Origin of the sequence: Synechococcus sp. CS-1333 (genome assembly GCF_025128015.1) — a bacterium.
Taxonomy (GTDB): Bacteria; Cyanobacteriota; Cyanobacteriia; order PCC-6307; family Cyanobiaceae; genus MW101C3.
Genome location: NZ_JAHLYO010000014.1, coordinates 237228 through 252866, shown reverse-complemented (window position 1 = coordinate 252866; position 15639 = coordinate 237228). Strand labels below are relative to the sequence as shown.

The following is a 15639-nucleotide window of genomic DNA, read 5'->3' as shown; positions in this document are numbered from 1 at the left end:
TCTCAGGCATTGGCATGGGCACGGCGGCGCCAGAGCCGCCACATCTTTTCAATCTCCAGGTAGGAGAAGAAAATCAGGCTGAAGCCAACGCAGATGGCCAGATCCTGCAGGCTGAGCGGTGTGGTTTCGAAGAACTTCGACAAGAACGGCACGTAAAGCAGGGCCATCTGCAGGGCGGTGGTGAGCAGCACCGCCCAGATCAGCCAGGGATTGGAAAAAGGGTTGATCTGCACCAGCGGCAGATCGCTTCGGGCGGCCAGGGCATGGCCCATCTGCGCCAGGCAGAGGGTGGTGAACACCATGGTCTTCCACGGAGCTCCGGAACCTGCGGCGTACACCATCAGCACGATGGTGATTACAGCGAACACGACGCCGATCCGCAGGATGTAGCTGCCGATTCCACGGGCAAAGATGGACTCACCAGGTTCGGCCGGTGGCCGTTGCATCAGCCCTTCCTCGCCGGGCTCCAAAGCCAGTGCCAGGGCAGGAACGCCATCGGTCACCAGGTTCATCCAAAGGATCTGCAGCGGCGAGAGTGGAACGCCCACCATGCCCAGCAGCGGGGCGGAGGCAATCGTGATCAGCTCGCCGACGTTGCTACCGAGGATGTATTTCACGAAGCGGCGGATGTTGGCGTAGACCAACCTTCCCTCTTCCACCGCATTCACGATGGTGGCGAAGTTGTCGTCGAGCAGCACCATGTCGGAGGCTTCCTTGCTCACCTCCGTGCCGGTGATGCCCATCGCCACGCCGATGTGGGCCTGCTTGAGGGCGGGAGCGTCGTTGACGCCATCACCCGTCATGGCCACCACCTGGCCATTGGCCTGCAGTGCCTTCACGATCCTCAGCTTCTGCTCGGGAGGAACACGGGCATAGACACTGCAGCGGCTCACCACCTCCTGGAGCCTGGAATCGTTGCACTGCTCAAGCTCCCGGCCCAGCACCACCTCGGCGTTCGCATCCACGAGGCCGATGCCTTGACCGATCGCCCGGGCGGTAAGCGGGTGGTCTCCCGTGATCATCACCGGCCGGATGCCGGCTTCCCGGCAGCGGGCCACCGCCTCGGCCACTTCCGGGCGGGCTGGATCGAGCTGGGCCATCAACCCCAGCAACACTTGGTGATCCAGCGACTGCTCCGGGCTGGTGTGATGGGGAGCGCAGGCGAAGGCCAGCACCCGCAGGCCTGAAGCCGCCAGATCACGCGCCTGATCCACCCACCACTGCCGCTGCGGGTCGCTCAGCACTGAGACCCCATCCCCACCGATCCAGCGGTCGCAGGAGCCAAGAATCACTTCCGGCGCCCCTTTGGTGATCAACAACGTGCCGGATCCCTTGCCAACGTCTCCCAGGGGCTGTTGCAGGGTGCCTGTGGCGTCGTCCACCCACACGGCCATCAGCTGGCGTTCCGAACTGAAGGGAATCTCCGCTTTGCGTTTGTACTGGCTCCGCAGCGCAAAGCCATCGAGGCTGGCTTTGCCGGCCGCGACCACCAAGGCTCCTTCGGTGGGATCGCCCAGCACATCCCAGCCGCCGTCTTCCTCTTTCTTGAGTTCGGCGTCGCTGCAGAGAACGCCGGCCGCCAGGAGCAGATCCCGGGCTCCGTCGGTGATACCTGGCAGAGCCCCCGCAGGTGGCGCGAGCTCGGACACCGTGAAGGAGCCGTGGGGCTCATAGCCCCTGCCGCTGACCGCAATCGACTGACTGCCGCAGCGCAGCTCCTCCACCACCTGGCGGTTCAAGGTGAGGGTGCCGGTCTTGTCGGTGCAGATCACCGTGACCGATCCCAGCGCTTCCACGGCAGGCAAGCGGCGGATGAGGGCGGCCCTCTGCACCATGCGCTGGGTGCCGATGGCCAGGGTGACCGTGATCACGGCGGGCAGCCCTTCCGGCACGATCGCCACGGCCATGCTCAGCGCCACCTCCAGCAGCCCCAGCAGCGGCTGCCCCAGCAACCAGCCACCCAGCACCACCACCGCCACCAGCGCCAGCGCCGACCCGACCAGCACATTGGCCAGGCCATCGAGCCGTTCCTGCAGCGGGGTGGTTTCGCCCCCGGCGGAGTTGATCAATTCAGCGATCTGGCCCAGCTCCGTGCCCATGCCGGTGGCAGTGACCACAGCCGTGCCCCGACCCCGCACCACCTCCGTGCCCTGGAACAGGCAGTTCTGCCGTTCCAACACCGGCGTGGCGGCCTCCATCACCAGATCCGCTTTTTTGAACACCGCTTCGGCCTCACCGGTGAGGGCCGCCTCGCGCAGGCCCAGCTCGGCCACCTCCACCAGGCGGGCATCGGCAGGCACGCGGTCGCCCGCTTCCAGGCGGATCAGGTCGCCAGGCACCAGTTGCTCACTTGGGAGCCGTTCCCAATGGCCATCGCGGCGCACCGTGACCAACGGCTGGGCCATCTCGCGCAGCGCCAGCAGCGCCGTCTGGGCGCGGCTTTCTTGTAGGTACCCGAGCAGGGCGTTCAGCCCCACGATCAGCACAATGGCAATCGCGTCCTTCGGAAAGCGCTGGGCCGAGAACGCAATGGCGGCCGACACCGCGGCAACCGCCAGCAGCATGATCAACATCACGTTGCTGAGCTGATCCCAGAGAATGCGCAGGTTGCTGCGGCCTGGTGCCAACTCCAGCTTGTTCGCCCCCAACCTGGCCAGCCGCTCGGCGGTCTGGGCGGTACTCAGACCCTCAGCCCTGGCCTCCAGCTGCTGGAGACAGTCCTCCACGGTGAGGCTGTGCCACGCAGGTGAATTAGTGCGGCTCAAGGGATTTATGAAGGGATCAGCCGAAGACACTAAACGCCTTTCTGCCCGTTTTGCCGATGCCAACCTTGCTCACAACCCTGCTGGTGCTGCTCACGGGCGTGCTGATGGCGCGCGTGTCAGCGGGCCGGCTGGTGGCGTGGGCTGTGCCCGCCATCGTGCTGGAGCTGGCGGTTGGCTTTCTCCTCGGCAACACGGTGTTGCCGTTCGAGGCCATCAGGCCGCTCAGCGGGATCACCGAACTGGGGGTGTTGACCCTCTTCTTTCAGGTGGGGCTGGAGGTGCGCGGCGATGTGCTGTCCTCTCGGCGCAACGCCGTGCTGCGCACGGTGGCACTCAGCTTTCTGGCTCCCCTGCTGGCCTATCTGCCCCTGAGCCAGGCTTTCGGGCTGGCCAGAAGCGAGACCATGCTTTGCCTGGCGGTGCTCAGTGCCACGGGAACAGGGGTGACCCTGCGGGTGCTGGCCCTCGGCAAGGGACTTCAGACCCCCTCGGGCCGCCTGTTGGTGGGGGTGTCGGTGCTCGACGATCTGCCGGCCATCGCCCTGCTGTCGGTGGCGATGGCCAGCGCAGGCGTGCCGATGGGGGGGGCGGGGCTGGCGGGCCTGGGCCCGGTGCTTGGTCTGGTTGCCGCCGCCGTCAGCTATCTGGCGGTGGGCGTGTGGGCCCGTCGCCGCCCCGAACGGCCCACCACACCGCTCTCGATCCTGCTGGTCTTGATCGGTTTCTCGTGGTTGGGAGAGGTCAGTGGGCTCACCTCCTTGTTGGGGGCCCTTTGGGGCGGACTGCTGCTGGCCCGCCTCAGCCCACCGGAAGCGGAGATGAACCGCACCCTGGCGGTGCTCTCGGATGTTTTCCTGCCGCTCTATTTCATCAGTGTGGGAATGAGGATCCCGGCCGCCACCTTGCTGGATCCCCAGGCCTGGAGCCTGGCTGCCGCCCTGGTGGTGATGGCGGTGCTCACCAAACTGCTCTGCGGTCTCGGTGTCACTGCGGCTGACCGCGCCGCCGGGGTGGACCGCTGGCTGGTGGTGTTCGGGTTGATCCCGAGAGGGCTGCCCGGGCTGGTGTTCGCCACCACGGCGCTCAGCGCCGGGGTGATCAACGCCTCTCAGTTTTCTGCCCTGGTGATCATGGTGACGCTCACCACGGTGCTGGGCCTGCTGCTGCTGGAGCGCCGCCTGGCTTTCGTGCGCAAGGCGGCTGAGAATCCTTCGTGAGGGGTGATTCCCTCGGTGGTGATCGCTCCAGTACGTTGATCGTCGCTTGAATCCCCCTGAGCCGGTGATGCTGCATTCGGTTCATCGGCTATGGGGACGCCTGCTGGCCTGGCGGCACCGTCTCACGGTGCCACAGTTCACGGTGGTGACCGGCGGCTTGGTGATTGCGTTGGGCACACTGCTGCTGGCCTCGCCGCTCTGCTCCAGCGACGACGTGGGCCTTTGGCAGGCGCTGTTCACCGTGACCTCGGCGATCACGGTGACGGGACTGTCGATCATCGATGTGGGCAAGGATCTCACCCTCTTCGGCCAGATGACCCTGGCAGGGCTGATCATCACCGGCGGGCTTGGCCTGATGGCGATCACCACCTTCCTGCAAGGGTTTGTGCAGGGCCGCTCCGGTCTGCGCCATCGCCTCGACAAGGGACGCATGCTGGATGAATTCGGGGTGGGCGGCATCGGCCCCACCTTTCACCGGATCCTGATCACAGCCGGCTGTGTGATGGCAGTGGGAACGCTGATTCTGTTCTTCTTTGGCTTCACCGACATCACCAACCTTGGCGAACGCTTCTGGGCCTCAATGTTTCACTGCATCAGTGCCTACAACAACGCAGGTTTTGGGATGTGGGCCGACAACCTGGTGGGCTACAAGGGGAATCCGGTGGTCAACGGTGTGATTGGCAGCCTGATCGTCGTCGGCGGTATCGGTTGGCGGGTCACCAATGATCTGTGGGAGAACCGCTCCCGCCTCAGGCGCATCCGCCATCTCTCCCTCCATACCCGGCTGGTGCTGCGCAGCACCCTGCTGCTGATCGCCATCGGGGCACTGGGCCTGCTGTTCACCGAACAGTTTGCTCCTGATGGTGTGGTGATGACCCTCGGCCTGTGGGAGAAGCTTCAGGTCACCATTTTTCAATCGATCACCACACGCACCGCAGGCTTCAACACCGTGCCGCTGTCGATGGAAACACTTTCGGATGCAGGCTTGCTGCTGATGATCGTGTTGATGTTCATCGGCGCCAGCCCAGGAGGCACGGGTGGGGGGATCAAAACCACCACCTTCGTTCTGCTCATGGGCACCACCCGTTCGATGCTTGAGGGCCGCAAGGATGTGGTCATTGGGCGGCATGAGATCCCCGCGTCGATTGTGTTCAAATGCGTTGGCGTCGCACTGGCTTCCGGCCTGTTCGTGATCCTGATGACCCTGCTGCTCGGGCTCGGGCCAACAACGGCTGGAGAACCAACAGCTCAGTCTTTCAATTTCCTTGAAAAGCTGTTCACCTGCATGTCAGCCTTTTGCACCGTTGGACTGGATGTCGGTGTTACTGCCAATCTCAATCGTTGGGGCCAGTTGGTGCTGATGGTGGGCATGTTTGTGGGTCGATTGGGGATCATGCTGCTGCTTCAGTCCCTCTATGGCAGCAGGCCTCCTTCCCGGGTGGGCTACCCCCAGCAGGAGGTCTTCATTTGACGTTGGAAGCTGTTCCACTCCACTTCGAGCCGCGGTGCCTGACCGCGCTGCTGATGCTGTTGCTGCTGCCAGCGGCATGGCTGGGTGAGCAGCTGGATCCCAACGAGGGACGGCCATGACCGACACCCCCTCCGTGCCATTGCCCATTGGCTTCCGGGATGTGGATGCCACTGCACCGGAGGCGTGCGTCCGCTGCCTCGATTGCCTGCACCAGTTGCCGGCCGGCCGCGCCTACAAGGCCCGCGCCCTCGCCGCGCTGCAGCTCGTGCCCGGATGCGCCGCGCTCGATGTGGCCTGCGGCCTCGGCGACGATGTGGTCCAGATGGTGGCTGCCGGTGCGCGTGCCGTTGGCGCCGACTGCAGCCGCACGCTGCTGGCTGCCGCCCAGACGCGCCACAGCGCCACAACGGCCAGCTTCCAGCTGGCGGATGCCAAGGCCCTGCCATTTGTCTCCGGCAGCTTTGATGCGGTGCGCATCGACCGGGCACTGCAACACATCGCGCAGCCGGAACTGGTGGTGAAGGAGATGGCCCGCGTCACCCGCCGGGGCGGGGTGGTGCTGTGCGCTGAACCCGATTGGGGCACGTTCCTGCTGGGTGGTCCCCACAGCGGGGTGAGTGAGCGCATCCAGCACGACTGGATCCGTTCGTTCCAGAACCCCTGGATCGGCCGCTCCCTGCCCGAGCTGCTGAGCGCTGCCGGTGTTGGCGAGCTGCAACGCGAGGAGATCTGGCTGCCCACCCACGGATTCGCGGAATCGGATCTGCTCTTCGGCATTGAGGACAATGCCCGCAAGCTCGCCGCTGAGCGACCTGAGGCGCTGGACTGGCTTGAGCACTACCGCGACGGCGAGGCCTACGCGGGCGTGCTGATGCTGATCAGCTGGGGGCGGAAGCTGTAAGCGGCTGGCGTCAGTCGTCCGCCGTCGAGGTGGGCGCCGGCACAAACACGTCGAGCACGGCGGGGCACAGCTCAAACACGGCAGGGGTTTTGGTGGTGACCTCTCCGTCGGTGTTGACGCGCTTCCGCAATCGCGTGTGCACCTCGAAGGTTCTGCCCTGCCAGCGGTGGATGCCGAAACGGGAGTTGCCACGTCCAGACTTCAACGCCGGCAGCACGAAGAAGAGTTGCCACCAGTGGGGGATTTCCAGGCTGTAGAGATCCAGGCGCTGGTCGTCGATGGCGGCATCCTGCACCACGGTGAGCCCACCGCCGTAGAACACACCGTTGCCCACGGCGATCTGCAGGGTACGCCGATGGAGGATCTGCTCCCCATCGATATGGATCTCGGCATCGAAACGTCGCAGCGTCAGCAATGCCTTCGCCGCCGCGATCGCATAGGCAAGGGTTCCCCAGCGCTTCTTGAGGTCTTTGGAGAGCGCATCTGTGATCTTGATGCTCAACCCGCAACTGGCCACGTTGAAGAAATACTTGCCATTCACCCGGCCAAGGTCGATGGTCTGGCGATGTCCGTTGGCCACCACGCTGCAGGCCTCGGCCAGCGTCAGAGGCAGATTCAGGGTGCGGGCCAGGTCGTTGGCCGTGCCCAGGGGCAGGAGGCCCAGGGGAAGGTTTGTTTCCAGCAGCGCATCGATCGCCAGGTTCAAGGTGCCGTCGCCACCGCCGATCACCACAGCAGACACCTCGTCCTGGTGCCAACGAATGCAGTGCGAAAAATCTTCTGACCGCATCACCTGACCGATGATGTATCTCACGCCCAGAGAGTTGAAGGCCGCCACCACCTCACCAAACCGTTCAAGCCCCTGCTTGGAGTGAAGATTGATCAACAGGAGGATGGGTTTTCCCGATCTGTCTGCCATGGCGTTGCGCATGGATCAAGTCGCTGATCGACTGTAGGGGTGGCTGAGGAATTGTGTGCCGCCCGGCCAAAAAGAACACGACCAGGTTGTATTGAGCAAGTGAGTACTCAGCCAAGACGTGCAACAGCGAGCAACGCAACGACTGAGAATGCCTCACCTGCTGAGTCATCACCTGCTGCGTCATCACTCGCTGAGCCATCACCGGCTTGAGACATCAGACATTCAGTGACATCCAACCCAGCCCGCCCCTATCAAGCCCCAATGTCACAGCTTCCAGACCATCCTCTCAACGATTGCTAGGTAGGCCTTGTCTTCGGTTTGCTTTTGCCTGCCTTCGTTCACACCTTTCGCCTGTGAGCACTAGGGATCACCATGGCCAGCGCCCCTCCAGGATCTGCGCCCGATGCGCCATGCACCGAGCCCTGCTTCCGCCTGCACCTGATCTTGCCGTCAGATGCCGTCAACATGCCGTCAGGGACAATGCTGGCAGGTTGGCTTGGGCCCCATGTCGCGCGAACAGCTCAAGGCCTTTCTCCTCCGCATGCAGAACGACGCGGCGTTGAAGCAGCAGGTGCTGGCGGCTTCCACAGCCGACGACGTGGCTCAGATCGCCATCAAGCTGGGTTTTGAGTTCTCAGGGGACGAACTGCTGCGGGCGTCCGGCCAGAAATTCGACAAGGTGACGGTACGCAAGAACGACGTGCCTGGCGAATACAGCTGAGAGCACACCACGGCCCAGCACAGCAAGGCCCAGCACTGTGAGCCCCTGCATCCAACGTCATCCCTTCCTTCTGAGCCTTCACAGTGCTGTGAAGGTGAGCGGTTCGTAGCGGGCCAGGCTCAGCCGCCAAAGTCCTTCGCCCCGTTGGCGCAGTTGATCGAGCAGCACTGCGGTGTCGCCATCGCGGATCCAGCGGGCCTTGAGCGCTGGCAGCTGCTCCTGCATCACTGGCAGAGGGAGCTGCAGCAGCAGCAGGCTGGCGTCGCCGCCGCAACGGCTCATCGGCTGTGCGTCGCTGCGCTGCCATAGGCGGACCAGCAGCTCCAGGGCCAGGGTCTTGCCCGGCTCGCCCGGGCCTGAGCCTGGGGCGATCGCCTCCTTCTGTGAGAGGCCATTGAGCGGCATGGCCCGCTGACCTCCCTGCTCGAGCAGGGCCAGACAGATCAGATAGGGCGCATCAGCCACGGCAGCATCCACAGACTCCGGGTCCAGCTTGAGCGGTCGCGGTGGGGCCCATGGGGCGAAGGGCGCGCCAGGCTGGAGCGGACTGTTTCGAGCGCCATGGTCGCTGCCCTGCTGATCCTGCTGGTGATGGTGGCGGTGGGGGTGCTGCTCAACCCCGGACGGGACCAGTTCGCCTGGTTCATCCGCCTGCGCCGTCCCACCTGGCTCACCTTTGAGCGCCTGATTCCGGCGATCTGGGTGGCGATCTACGCCTGCTTCTATGCCTCGGCGCTGCTGGCCTGGAACGCCAGCTTGAGCTGGGGGCTGATGGCGGGCTACTTCGGGCTTCTGGTCTTGGTTCAGAGCTACACCTGGCTGATCTGCCGCACGCGCCGCCTCGCCAACGGCACCGCTGTGGGATTCGCCGGCTGGGTGTGGGGTCTGGCGCTCACCGTGGTGGTGTTGCAGATGTCAGGGCTGGCGGCCCTGCTGCTGGTGCCGTATCTGCTCTGGAGCCCGGTGGGCACCTTCGTGACCTGGCAGATGCAGCAGCTCAACAACGGACGCCCCCAACGCTTTGAGTGACCCCACCCAGCCCACGTCCTGCTGAAGCCCTGAGGTCAAGGATTCGGTTGACCTCCCAGCCGACGGAAACGGTGGGCCGCCCATGCTCCTTCACAATCTGTTACAGTCAATGAAACATTCCGCAACACCCCATGGCTGAATCCTCCCGCTTCGGTTTTGTCGCCTTCGCCGAAACCTGGAATGGCCGCCTGGCCATGCTCGGCTTCGTGATCGGGCTCGGCACCGAGCTGCTCACCGGTCAGGGCATCCTTTCCCAGCTCGGCCTCTCCTGATCGTCATGGACACCGATTACACCGCTTCGATCGCCGCTGTCTTCGCCCTCGTGGTGGTGCTCACCGGCATGGTGACCTTCATGCTCACCCGCCCCAGCGACCTCGCCTCGAAAAGCCAATGACCGCCAGCCTCGCTCTCGTTCTGTTTGGCACCTGGTTGGTGGGCGCCCTGCTCCAGCCCGCTCCGGCTTCCGACTGACGGCCGCTTTCAGGCTGACGCTCTCTTCCTCGCCAGACCTGCAGCACCCAGGCTGGCGTTTCTCTTTCTCCCGCTCACCCGATCCCCCGCCCCTCCAGCCATGACCAACACCCCCATCAACGCCCGTTACGCCCCCGAGCGCGATGAGCAGCAGCTGCACATGGAGCAGCTCCAGCGCGCCGAGCGTTTCAATGGCCGCGCCGCCATGCTCGGCATCGTGATCGGCATCCTCACCGAGGCCCTCACCGGCGCCGGTATCGCTCACCAGATCGGCCTCGGTCCGCTCGTCGACGGTTACGTCGCCTGCCGCACCCAGTTCCTGCCGTTCTGCTTCTGAGCCCGGAGGCCAGCTCGTGCTCAGGCCTGGGCAGGCTTTCCTACTGGTGAAGTGTCCTTTGCCTGGCACAGTGGAACGTCGGTGACAAGGGCCATGGCGTTCAGCGCGAAAACGGAATACGGCCTGATCGCCCTGATCGATCTGGCCGATGCCCATGGCACCGGTGAACTGCGGCAGACTGGTGACATCTGTCGCCGGCATGGCATTCCGGTGCGCTATCTCGAGCAGATGCTTACGGCCCTGCGCAAGGATGGGTTTATCACCAGCATCCGCGGACCGCGCGGTGGTTTCCAGCTGGCCCGGCCGCCTGGTGATATCACCATTGCGGCGGTGGAGATCTGCCTGGAAGGTGAATCCAGCAATGAGCGCCAGGGCGCCCGCGACGACCCGGAATTTCAGGTGCTCAAGGCATTGGATCAGAAGCTGGATGAGGCGCGCGCATCGTTGCTCTCCAGCACCACCCTGGCCGATCTGCTGGTGGAGCGAAACAAACGGCTCCAGCCCCAGCCGATGTTTTTCATCTGAGTGCTCGCTGCTGACTTGTGGGCTTCTATCAGCAGCCTGAGCTGTGGGAATAGTGGTGAATCCTGAGCGCCTGGCTCACACCTGAAGGCTCTGCAATTCCTTCCTGCAGGGCTGCAGGCGGCGCCGGATTTCCCCGTCGATCAGCAGCATCGATTCCCCGCGCGCGAAGGGCTGCCACTGCTCATCGGTGGTGAGCGGCTCGGTGCTGAGGATCGTCACCACGTCGTTGGCAGTGGTGACGGAGGAAAAATCCACCTGCAGGGGCATATCGGCCAGGGTGGCCCTGCCAAACGGCGCCCGGCGGGTGAGCCAGTGCAGCCGGGTGGTGGCGCTGGCGAACAGCCAGCGGCCATTGCTGATCAGCACATTGAAGGTGCCCCTCTGCGCCAGCACGGCGGCGCAGTGGTGCAACAACTCGAAGAGGGCGTCGGGATTCTCCGGGTCGGGCTGGGCTGCATCGAGCTGCTCCAGGATCCAGCAGAAGGCTGCTTCGCTGTCGGTGCTGCCGCAGGGGCGGTGCTGATCTCCCAGCGGAATCTCCCCCTGCAGATCCCCGTTGTGTGCGAACACCCAGCGCTGGCCCTGCCAGGAACGGGAGAAGGGATGGCAGTTGTCGAGGGCCACCACACCGCGGGTGGCCTTGCGGATGTGGGCGATGCTTACCAGTGCCTTGGGGGAGCGCTCCGCCAGCTGATCCGCCAGGGCGGAGAAGGCGGCGGGGGCGTCCTCCCGCAGCACGGTGAGGCCATGGCCATCGGGGGTGAAGCTGGCCAGCCCCCAGCCGTCGGCGTGCTCGCCAGTGGCGCCCCCGCGGCGGCTCAGCCCCCGGAAGGAGAAGCCCATGTCGGTGGGGGTATTGGCGTTCAGGGCCAGCAGCTCACACATGGTCGGCTCAGCGGGTGTTGGCGAATAGACGGTCCCAGAGCCCGCCGTCGCCGAAGAACTCCTTGTTCACCTTGGGCCAGCCGCCGAAGTCGGCCACCGTGAAGAAGGTCTTCACTGGGGCAAAGCGACCCTTCACGCGCGCCCAGACCGTGGGGTTGGTGGGGCGGAATCCCTCCTCGGCAAAGACGGCCTGGGCCTCTTCGCTGAACAGATAGGCGGCCAGGGCCTCGGCGGCCTTGCGCGTGCCCTTGCGCTCCACCACCTTGTCGACCACGGCCACAGGACCTTCGATGCGGATGTTGAGCTCCGGCACCACGAAGGGATCCTTGAGCACACCACTGCGGGTGGCCAGGATCGCTTCGTTTTCGTAATTCAACAGCACATCACCCTGGTCGCGCTTGAGGAACACATCGGAGGCTTCGCGCGCATCCTTGGGCAGGTTATCGACGTTCTTGTAGACGCTGGAGACAAACTTCTCGGCCTGTTGCTGGCTGCCTCCGGTCTGGGTGACCGAGCCCCATAGGCCCAGGAAGTTCCAGCGGGCTCCCCCGGAGGTTTTCGGGTTGGCTGTCACCACCGTGAGGCCGGGCTTGTTCAGATCAGCCCAGCTGGCGATGCGCTTGGGGTTGCCGGGCCGCACCAGGAAGGCCACGGCGGAGTTGGTGATGATGCTCGCGTTGGGGAACTCCTTCTCCCAGCCGGGATCCACAAATCCTGATGCCTCGAGTTTGTGCACGTCCGCGGCCAGGGCCAGGGTCACCACATCGGCATCGAGGCCATCGATCACTGCCCGGGTCTGGGTGCCGGAGCCGCCGTAGCTGGTTTTGATCGCGAGCTCCTGGCCGGTTTTCTCCTTCCAGGACGCGATGAACTTCGGCAGCAGGCGGTCGTAGGCGCCTTTGGTGACGGCGTAGCTGACCAGCAACAGCTCCTGCCGTTCGCCGCCGCTGCCGGCCGCGTCGCCAGCGGCGTCCGGGGCTGGCGTCGAGCCGGCGCAGCTGGTCAGCAGCAGCAGGGAACCTGCTGCGGAAAGGGCGAGCAGGCGCAGGGAAGACTTAACCACGTATTCCGGTCGGAAACTCGCCGTGAAGATACCACGGCAATCCGATCGGAAACTGTGCTCAAGCCATGGGCCCCAGACCGCGTGGGCTGGGGCTGGAGTTGAAACTGGGACTGGCGCCGCTGCTCAGCGGGTGGCGCGGAAGATCTGATCCCAGATGGCGCCATTGGCAAAGAACTTGCTGGTCACCGCAGGCCAGCCGCCGAAGGTGTCGATCGTGAAGGCCTTGAAGGCTGGGAATTTTCCCCGGGCCAGGGCCTTGCCGGCTGCGGTGGCGGGCCGAAAGCCATTGTCCACGAACACTCTCTGAGCTGGGGCGGTATACAGAAACCGGGTGAAGGCTTCCGCCACCCTGCGGCTGCCGCGCCGGTCCACCACCATGTCCACCACGGCCACAGGTTGGGCCGTCAGCACATTGGGAGAGAAGGTTTTCCAGGGTTCCTTCCACTCCCCTTTGCGCCTGGCCAGGATCGCTTCGGTTTCCCAGTTGAGCAGCACATCTCCCTGGTTGCGCTTGAGGAAGAAGTCGGTGGCTTCGCGGGCATCTTTTGGCAGAACTTCGGCGTTCTTATAGACATCCCGGATGAAGCTTCTGGCCTTGGCCTCGCTGCCGCCCGGCGACTGGGTGACGGCTCCCCAGAGGGCCACGAAGTTCCAGCGGGCGCCCCCTGATGTTTTGGGATTGGCAGCCACCAGATTCACATCAGGGCGTGCGAGATCAGCCCAGCTGTTGATCCGTTTGGGGTTTCCCTTGCGCACGAAGGCCACCACGGTGGAGTGGATCGGTGCCGCATTGTTGGGCAGTCGGTTCTGCCAGCCCGGCCTGATCAGGCCGGCCCGTTCGATCGCCAGCGTGTCGGCGGCCAGGGCCAGGCTCACCACATCGGCCTCCAGCCCATCGATCACGGCACGGGCCTGGCTGCCGGAGCCGCCATAGCTGCCGCGGAAGGTCACGATCTGACCGGTCTTCTGTTTCCAGTCGGCGGCGAACAGCCGGAAGATCTGGTCATAGGCGTTCTTGGTCACCGCATACGACACCACCGTGAGCGTGATCGGCTTGGGCGGTTGCTGGGCCTGGGCGATGGAGCCCTGCAGGTGGACGGCGGCACCGGCCGTCAGGGGCAGGAGGGCCAGTCCGGTGAGCAGCAACTGGCGGCGCCGCAAGGGGGTCGGCGTCGAAGAATCAACCACGGTTCGTCGATCGGGAACTTGCACAAGTTATGGCGACTACGCCTGAGGTGGTGTGCCTCAAAATACCGGTACCTCGATCGGGAATAAGTCATAGTCTCCGGCAGTTGCTTGCCCCCCATGGCCTGTTCGTCGCGAATGCCCCTGTTGCTCGCTTTCGCCGTGCCCGAACCGCCACCCCATCGCCCGCCGACACCGTGACACCTTCCCTGCACCACAGCCCCTTGCAGCTGACGCTCCACCCTCAGGACGTGCTCCCCGAAGCGATGAGCTGGCGCCTGCATGAGGGCTACGTGCGTTCTGTGGCCTGGGATCTCGAAGGCGAATGCCTCGCCCTCGGCCTCTGGGGGCCTGGCGAGGTGATCACCTCTGAGGATCCCGCGATCCAGCCCCTCGAACTGCAGTGCCTCACCACCGTGGTGGTGGAGCACATCACCTTTGAGCCCGGGCTTCAGCAGCAGCACCTGCGCAGAGAACGCCAGATGCTGGCCGAACTGCTCACCATCCAGCGCATCCGCGCCGGCGATCGCCGCCTGCTGACGCTGCTCACCTGGATTGCCCGGTCCCATGGGCAGATCAACCGCCATGGCTGCCGCCTGTCGTTGAGTGAGCTCAACCTCACCCACCGCGGTCTGGCCGAACTCTGCGGCCTCACGCGCGTCACCGTGACCAAACTGCTCAGCCGCTTTCGCGCCGAAGGCCGCCTCGTCGCCGTGGGTGACAACGATCTGCTGATCCCCCGCCAGCCATGAGCGCCGTCACCCCACCCTGGTGCCTCCATTGGGGCCGCGACGGCGAGCTCGACAGCCGCGATCGCCAGGACGTGCTGGACGCACTGCTGGTTCAGGAGCAGGGCCTGGCCCGCCTGCTGCTCCATCAGGCCCGGCCAGGTGCGCTGCCACCGCGCCCGCCCGAGTGTCAGCAACGGCAGTTATGGCGCCACTGGCTGGCCCCGTGAGTCCACGCCCGCCCGGAGCTGAGGCTCAGATCACGAAGTCGGACACGAAGGTGCGCGCTTCCCGGCTGGTGATGTGCAGGGCATCGCCGGCCTTGAGGTCGTGGTAGTCGATGCGTTCGCGCGGCAGCTGGGCCATCACCACCTCGCCACTGCCGAGCACCAGTTCGGCCTGGATGTCACGGCCCATGTGAGTGAGCCGGCGCAGCACCGCCGGCACGCTGCCGCTCTGGGCGGTGCGGTGCAGCTCCAGATCATGGGGGCGGATGAACAGATCGCCTTTCTGCTGCTGCTCGCCTGCAACGGCAGCAGCGGCCGCCTCGGCGGCACCGCCTGCAACAGCGGCACCACTGGGGGCCAGCGGAACATGGGCCGGCAGCACGTTCACCGCTCCCACGAAACTCATCACGAAGGGGCTGGCCGGCTGGTCGTAGATCTCCGCGGGGGAGCCGATCTGCTCGACCCTGCCGTTGTTCATCACCACGATCCGATCCGCTACCTCCATGGCTTCTTCCTGGTCGTGAGTCACGATCACCGTGGTCACGTGCATCTCGTCGTGCAGGTTGCGCAGCCAGGCGCGCAGTTCCTTGCGCACCTTGGCGTCGAGAGCGCTGAACGGTTCATCCAGAAGCAACACACGGGGTTGTACGGCCAGCGCCCGGGCCAGTGCCACCCGCTGACGCTGGCCGCCGGAGAGCTGGGAGGGGTAGCGGTTGCCGAAGCCCTGCAGTTGCACCAGCTCCAGCAGTTCATCGACGCGGCGTCGAATCGTGGCAGGGCTCCAGCCACGCAGCTCAAGCCCGAAGCCCACGTTCTGACGCACGCTGCGGTGCTTGAACAGGGCGAAGTGCTGGAACACGAAGCCCACCTGCCGATCCTGCACCGAGCGGCTGGTGGCTTCTTCGCCGGTGATCCAGATGCGGCCGTCGTCAGCCTCCTCAAGGCCGGCGATCAGTCGCAGCAGGGTGCTTTTGCCTGAGCCGGACGGCCCCAGCAGAGCCACCAGCGAACCCGTTTCCACGTCGAGGCTGACGTCGTCGACGGCGCGGAAGGAACCGAACTGCTTGCTCACACCGGCAACGCGGATGCCCATGACAGAGGGAGGCGGTGAACGACCGCCGCACGCTACAGCAATAGCCCTATTTCCCACCGGCGTACCGTTGAACTAATCGGCAAACGGTGATACGGTCCCGCC

17 protein-coding genes are annotated in these 15639 nt (G+C 64.9%); 10 read left to right on the top strand and 7 right to left on the bottom strand.

The genetic code is table 11. The features are described from left to right. Positions 1–2 precede the first annotated feature (2 nt). The gene (locus tag KQ303_RS05770) at positions 3–2795 is read right to left on the bottom strand and encodes a cation-translocating P-type ATPase (RefSeq protein WP_399233000.1); all 2793 of its coding nucleotides are present in this window, start codon (positions 2793–2795) and stop codon (positions 3–5) included. A 26-nt stretch (positions 2796–2821) separates the two neighbouring features. Between KQ303_RS05770 and KQ303_RS05765 the strand changes: the two genes are divergently transcribed. The 3 genes from KQ303_RS05765 (at position 2822) to KQ303_RS05755 (ending at position 6354) form a co-directional block, all read left to right on the top strand. After that, complete coding sequence (locus KQ303_RS05765; protein ID WP_259729516.1) at positions 2822–3982, top strand: cation:proton antiporter; 1161 nt, start codon at positions 2822–2824, stop codon at positions 3980–3982. Positions 3983–4049: 67 nt separating this feature from the next. Continuing rightward, complete coding sequence (locus tag KQ303_RS05760; protein ID WP_259729515.1) at positions 4050–5453, top strand: TrkH family potassium uptake protein; 1404 nt, start codon at positions 4050–4052, stop codon at positions 5451–5453. A 115-nt stretch (positions 5454–5568) separates the two neighbouring features. After that, positions 5569–6354, top strand: coding sequence for a methyltransferase domain-containing protein (locus tag KQ303_RS05755; protein WP_259729514.1), 786 nt, complete (start codon positions 5569–5571; stop codon positions 6352–6354). Positions 6355–6364: 10 nt separating this feature from the next. Here KQ303_RS05755 and KQ303_RS05750 read toward each other — a convergent pair whose 3' ends face one another. Beyond that, a complete protein-coding gene (locus tag KQ303_RS05750) occupies positions 6365–7273 on the bottom strand; it encodes a lipid kinase (RefSeq protein ID WP_259729513.1) in 909 nt (302 codons plus the stop codon). A 505-nt stretch (positions 7274–7778) separates the two neighbouring features. Here KQ303_RS05750 and KQ303_RS05745 point away from each other — a divergent pair. Beyond that, positions 7779–7994 (top strand): Nif11-like leader peptide family natural product precursor, encoded by a 216-nt coding sequence (locus KQ303_RS05745; protein ID WP_094510861.1) that lies wholly within the window; start codon positions 7779–7781, stop codon positions 7992–7994. Between the two features lie 78 nt (positions 7995–8072). Here the strand turns inward: KQ303_RS05745 and KQ303_RS05740 are convergent, their stop codons facing one another. Then, entirely contained in the window at positions 8073–8459 is a 387-nt protein-coding gene (locus KQ303_RS05740) for a hypothetical protein (protein WP_259729512.1), read from the bottom strand. Positions 8460–8555: 96 nt separating this feature from the next. Between KQ303_RS05740 and KQ303_RS05735 the strand changes: the two genes are divergently transcribed. The 4 genes from KQ303_RS05735 to KQ303_RS05720 all read left to right on the top strand — a co-directional run bounded on the left by KQ303_RS05735 (position 8556) and on the right by KQ303_RS05720 (position 10356). Then, entirely contained in the window at positions 8556–9023 is a 468-nt protein-coding gene (locus KQ303_RS05735; RefSeq protein ID WP_259729511.1) for a TspO/MBR family protein, read from the top strand. 131 nt (positions 9024–9154) lie between these two features. Continuing rightward, positions 9155–9295: a chlorophyll a/b-binding protein gene (locus tag KQ303_RS05730; RefSeq protein WP_094510858.1), complete on the top strand. Its 141-nt coding sequence runs from the start codon at positions 9155–9157 to the stop codon at positions 9293–9295. Between the two features lie 299 nt (positions 9296–9594). Next, on the top strand, positions 9595–9831 hold the full coding sequence (locus tag KQ303_RS05725; protein ID WP_094510857.1) for a chlorophyll a/b-binding protein: 237 nt from the start codon (positions 9595–9597) through the stop codon (positions 9829–9831). Positions 9832–9924: 93 nt separating this feature from the next. Further along, positions 9925–10356, top strand: a complete 432-nt coding sequence (locus KQ303_RS05720; protein WP_259729510.1) for an Rrf2 family transcriptional regulator — start codon at positions 9925–9927, stop codon at positions 10354–10356. Between the two features lie 75 nt (positions 10357–10431). On the opposite strand, the gene KQ303_RS05715 is transcribed toward KQ303_RS05720, so the two are convergent. From KQ303_RS05715 to KQ303_RS05705, 3 genes are all read right to left on the bottom strand, one after another. Beyond that, complete coding sequence (locus KQ303_RS05715) at positions 10432–11241, bottom strand: class II glutamine amidotransferase (RefSeq protein WP_259729509.1); 810 nt, start codon at positions 11239–11241, stop codon at positions 10432–10434. A 7-nt stretch (positions 11242–11248) separates the two neighbouring features. Beyond that, on the bottom strand, positions 11249–12304 hold the full coding sequence (locus KQ303_RS05710) for a sulfate ABC transporter substrate-binding protein (RefSeq protein ID WP_259729508.1): 1056 nt from the start codon (positions 12302–12304) through the stop codon (positions 11249–11251). Positions 12305–12427: 123 nt separating this feature from the next. Further along, positions 12428–13492 (bottom strand): sulfate ABC transporter substrate-binding protein, encoded by a 1065-nt coding sequence (locus KQ303_RS05705; RefSeq protein ID WP_259729507.1) that lies wholly within the window; start codon positions 13490–13492, stop codon positions 12428–12430. Between the two features lie 194 nt (positions 13493–13686). Between KQ303_RS05705 and KQ303_RS05700 the strand changes: the two genes are divergently transcribed. Further along, positions 13687–14241, top strand: a complete 555-nt coding sequence (locus KQ303_RS05700; protein WP_259729506.1) for a Crp/Fnr family transcriptional regulator — start codon at positions 13687–13689, stop codon at positions 14239–14241. Beyond that, positions 14238–14447: a hypothetical protein gene (locus tag KQ303_RS05695; RefSeq protein ID WP_259729505.1), complete on the top strand. Its 210-nt coding sequence runs from the start codon at positions 14238–14240 to the stop codon at positions 14445–14447. Before KQ303_RS05700 ends, KQ303_RS05695 begins: the two co-directional genes overlap by 4 nt. A gap of 25 nt (positions 14448–14472) precedes the next feature. Here KQ303_RS05695 and KQ303_RS05690 read toward each other — a convergent pair whose 3' ends face one another. Next, positions 14473–15537: a sulfate/molybdate ABC transporter ATP-binding protein gene (locus tag KQ303_RS05690; RefSeq protein WP_259729504.1), complete on the bottom strand. Its 1065-nt coding sequence runs from the start codon at positions 15535–15537 to the stop codon at positions 14473–14475. Positions 15538–15639 lie beyond the last annotated feature (102 nt).

Coding starts and splice junctions, on each gene's coding strand:
- KQ303_RS05765 (WP_259729516.1), top strand. CDS start 2,822: ATGCCAACCTTGCTCACAACCCTGCTGGTGCTGCTCACGGGCGTGCTG.
- KQ303_RS05760 (WP_259729515.1), top strand. CDS start 4,050: ATGCTGCATTCGGTTCATCGGCTATGGGGACGCCTGCTGGCCTGGCGG.
- KQ303_RS05755 (WP_259729514.1), top strand. CDS start 5,569: ATGACCGACACCCCCTCCGTGCCATTGCCCATTGGCTTCCGGGATGTG.
- KQ303_RS05750 (WP_259729513.1), bottom strand. CDS start 7,273: ATGGCAGACAGATCGGGAAAACCCATCCTCCTGTTGATCAATCTTCAC.
- KQ303_RS05745 (WP_094510861.1), top strand. CDS start 7,779: ATGTCGCGCGAACAGCTCAAGGCCTTTCTCCTCCGCATGCAGAACGAC.
- KQ303_RS05735 (WP_259729511.1), top strand. CDS start 8,556: ATGGTCGCTGCCCTGCTGATCCTGCTGGTGATGGTGGCGGTGGGGGTG.
- KQ303_RS05730 (WP_094510858.1), top strand. CDS start 9,155: ATGGCTGAATCCTCCCGCTTCGGTTTTGTCGCCTTCGCCGAAACCTGG.
- KQ303_RS05725 (WP_094510857.1), top strand. CDS start 9,595: ATGACCAACACCCCCATCAACGCCCGTTACGCCCCCGAGCGCGATGAG.
- KQ303_RS05720 (WP_259729510.1), top strand. CDS start 9,925: ATGGCGTTCAGCGCGAAAACGGAATACGGCCTGATCGCCCTGATCGAT.
- KQ303_RS05715 (WP_259729509.1), bottom strand. CDS start 11,241: ATGTGTGAGCTGCTGGCCCTGAACGCCAATACCCCCACCGACATGGGC.
- KQ303_RS05695 (WP_259729505.1), top strand. CDS start 14,238: ATGAGCGCCGTCACCCCACCCTGGTGCCTCCATTGGGGCCGCGACGGC.
- KQ303_RS05690 (WP_259729504.1), bottom strand. CDS start 15,537: ATGGGCATCCGCGTTGCCGGTGTGAGCAAGCAGTTCGGTTCCTTCCGC.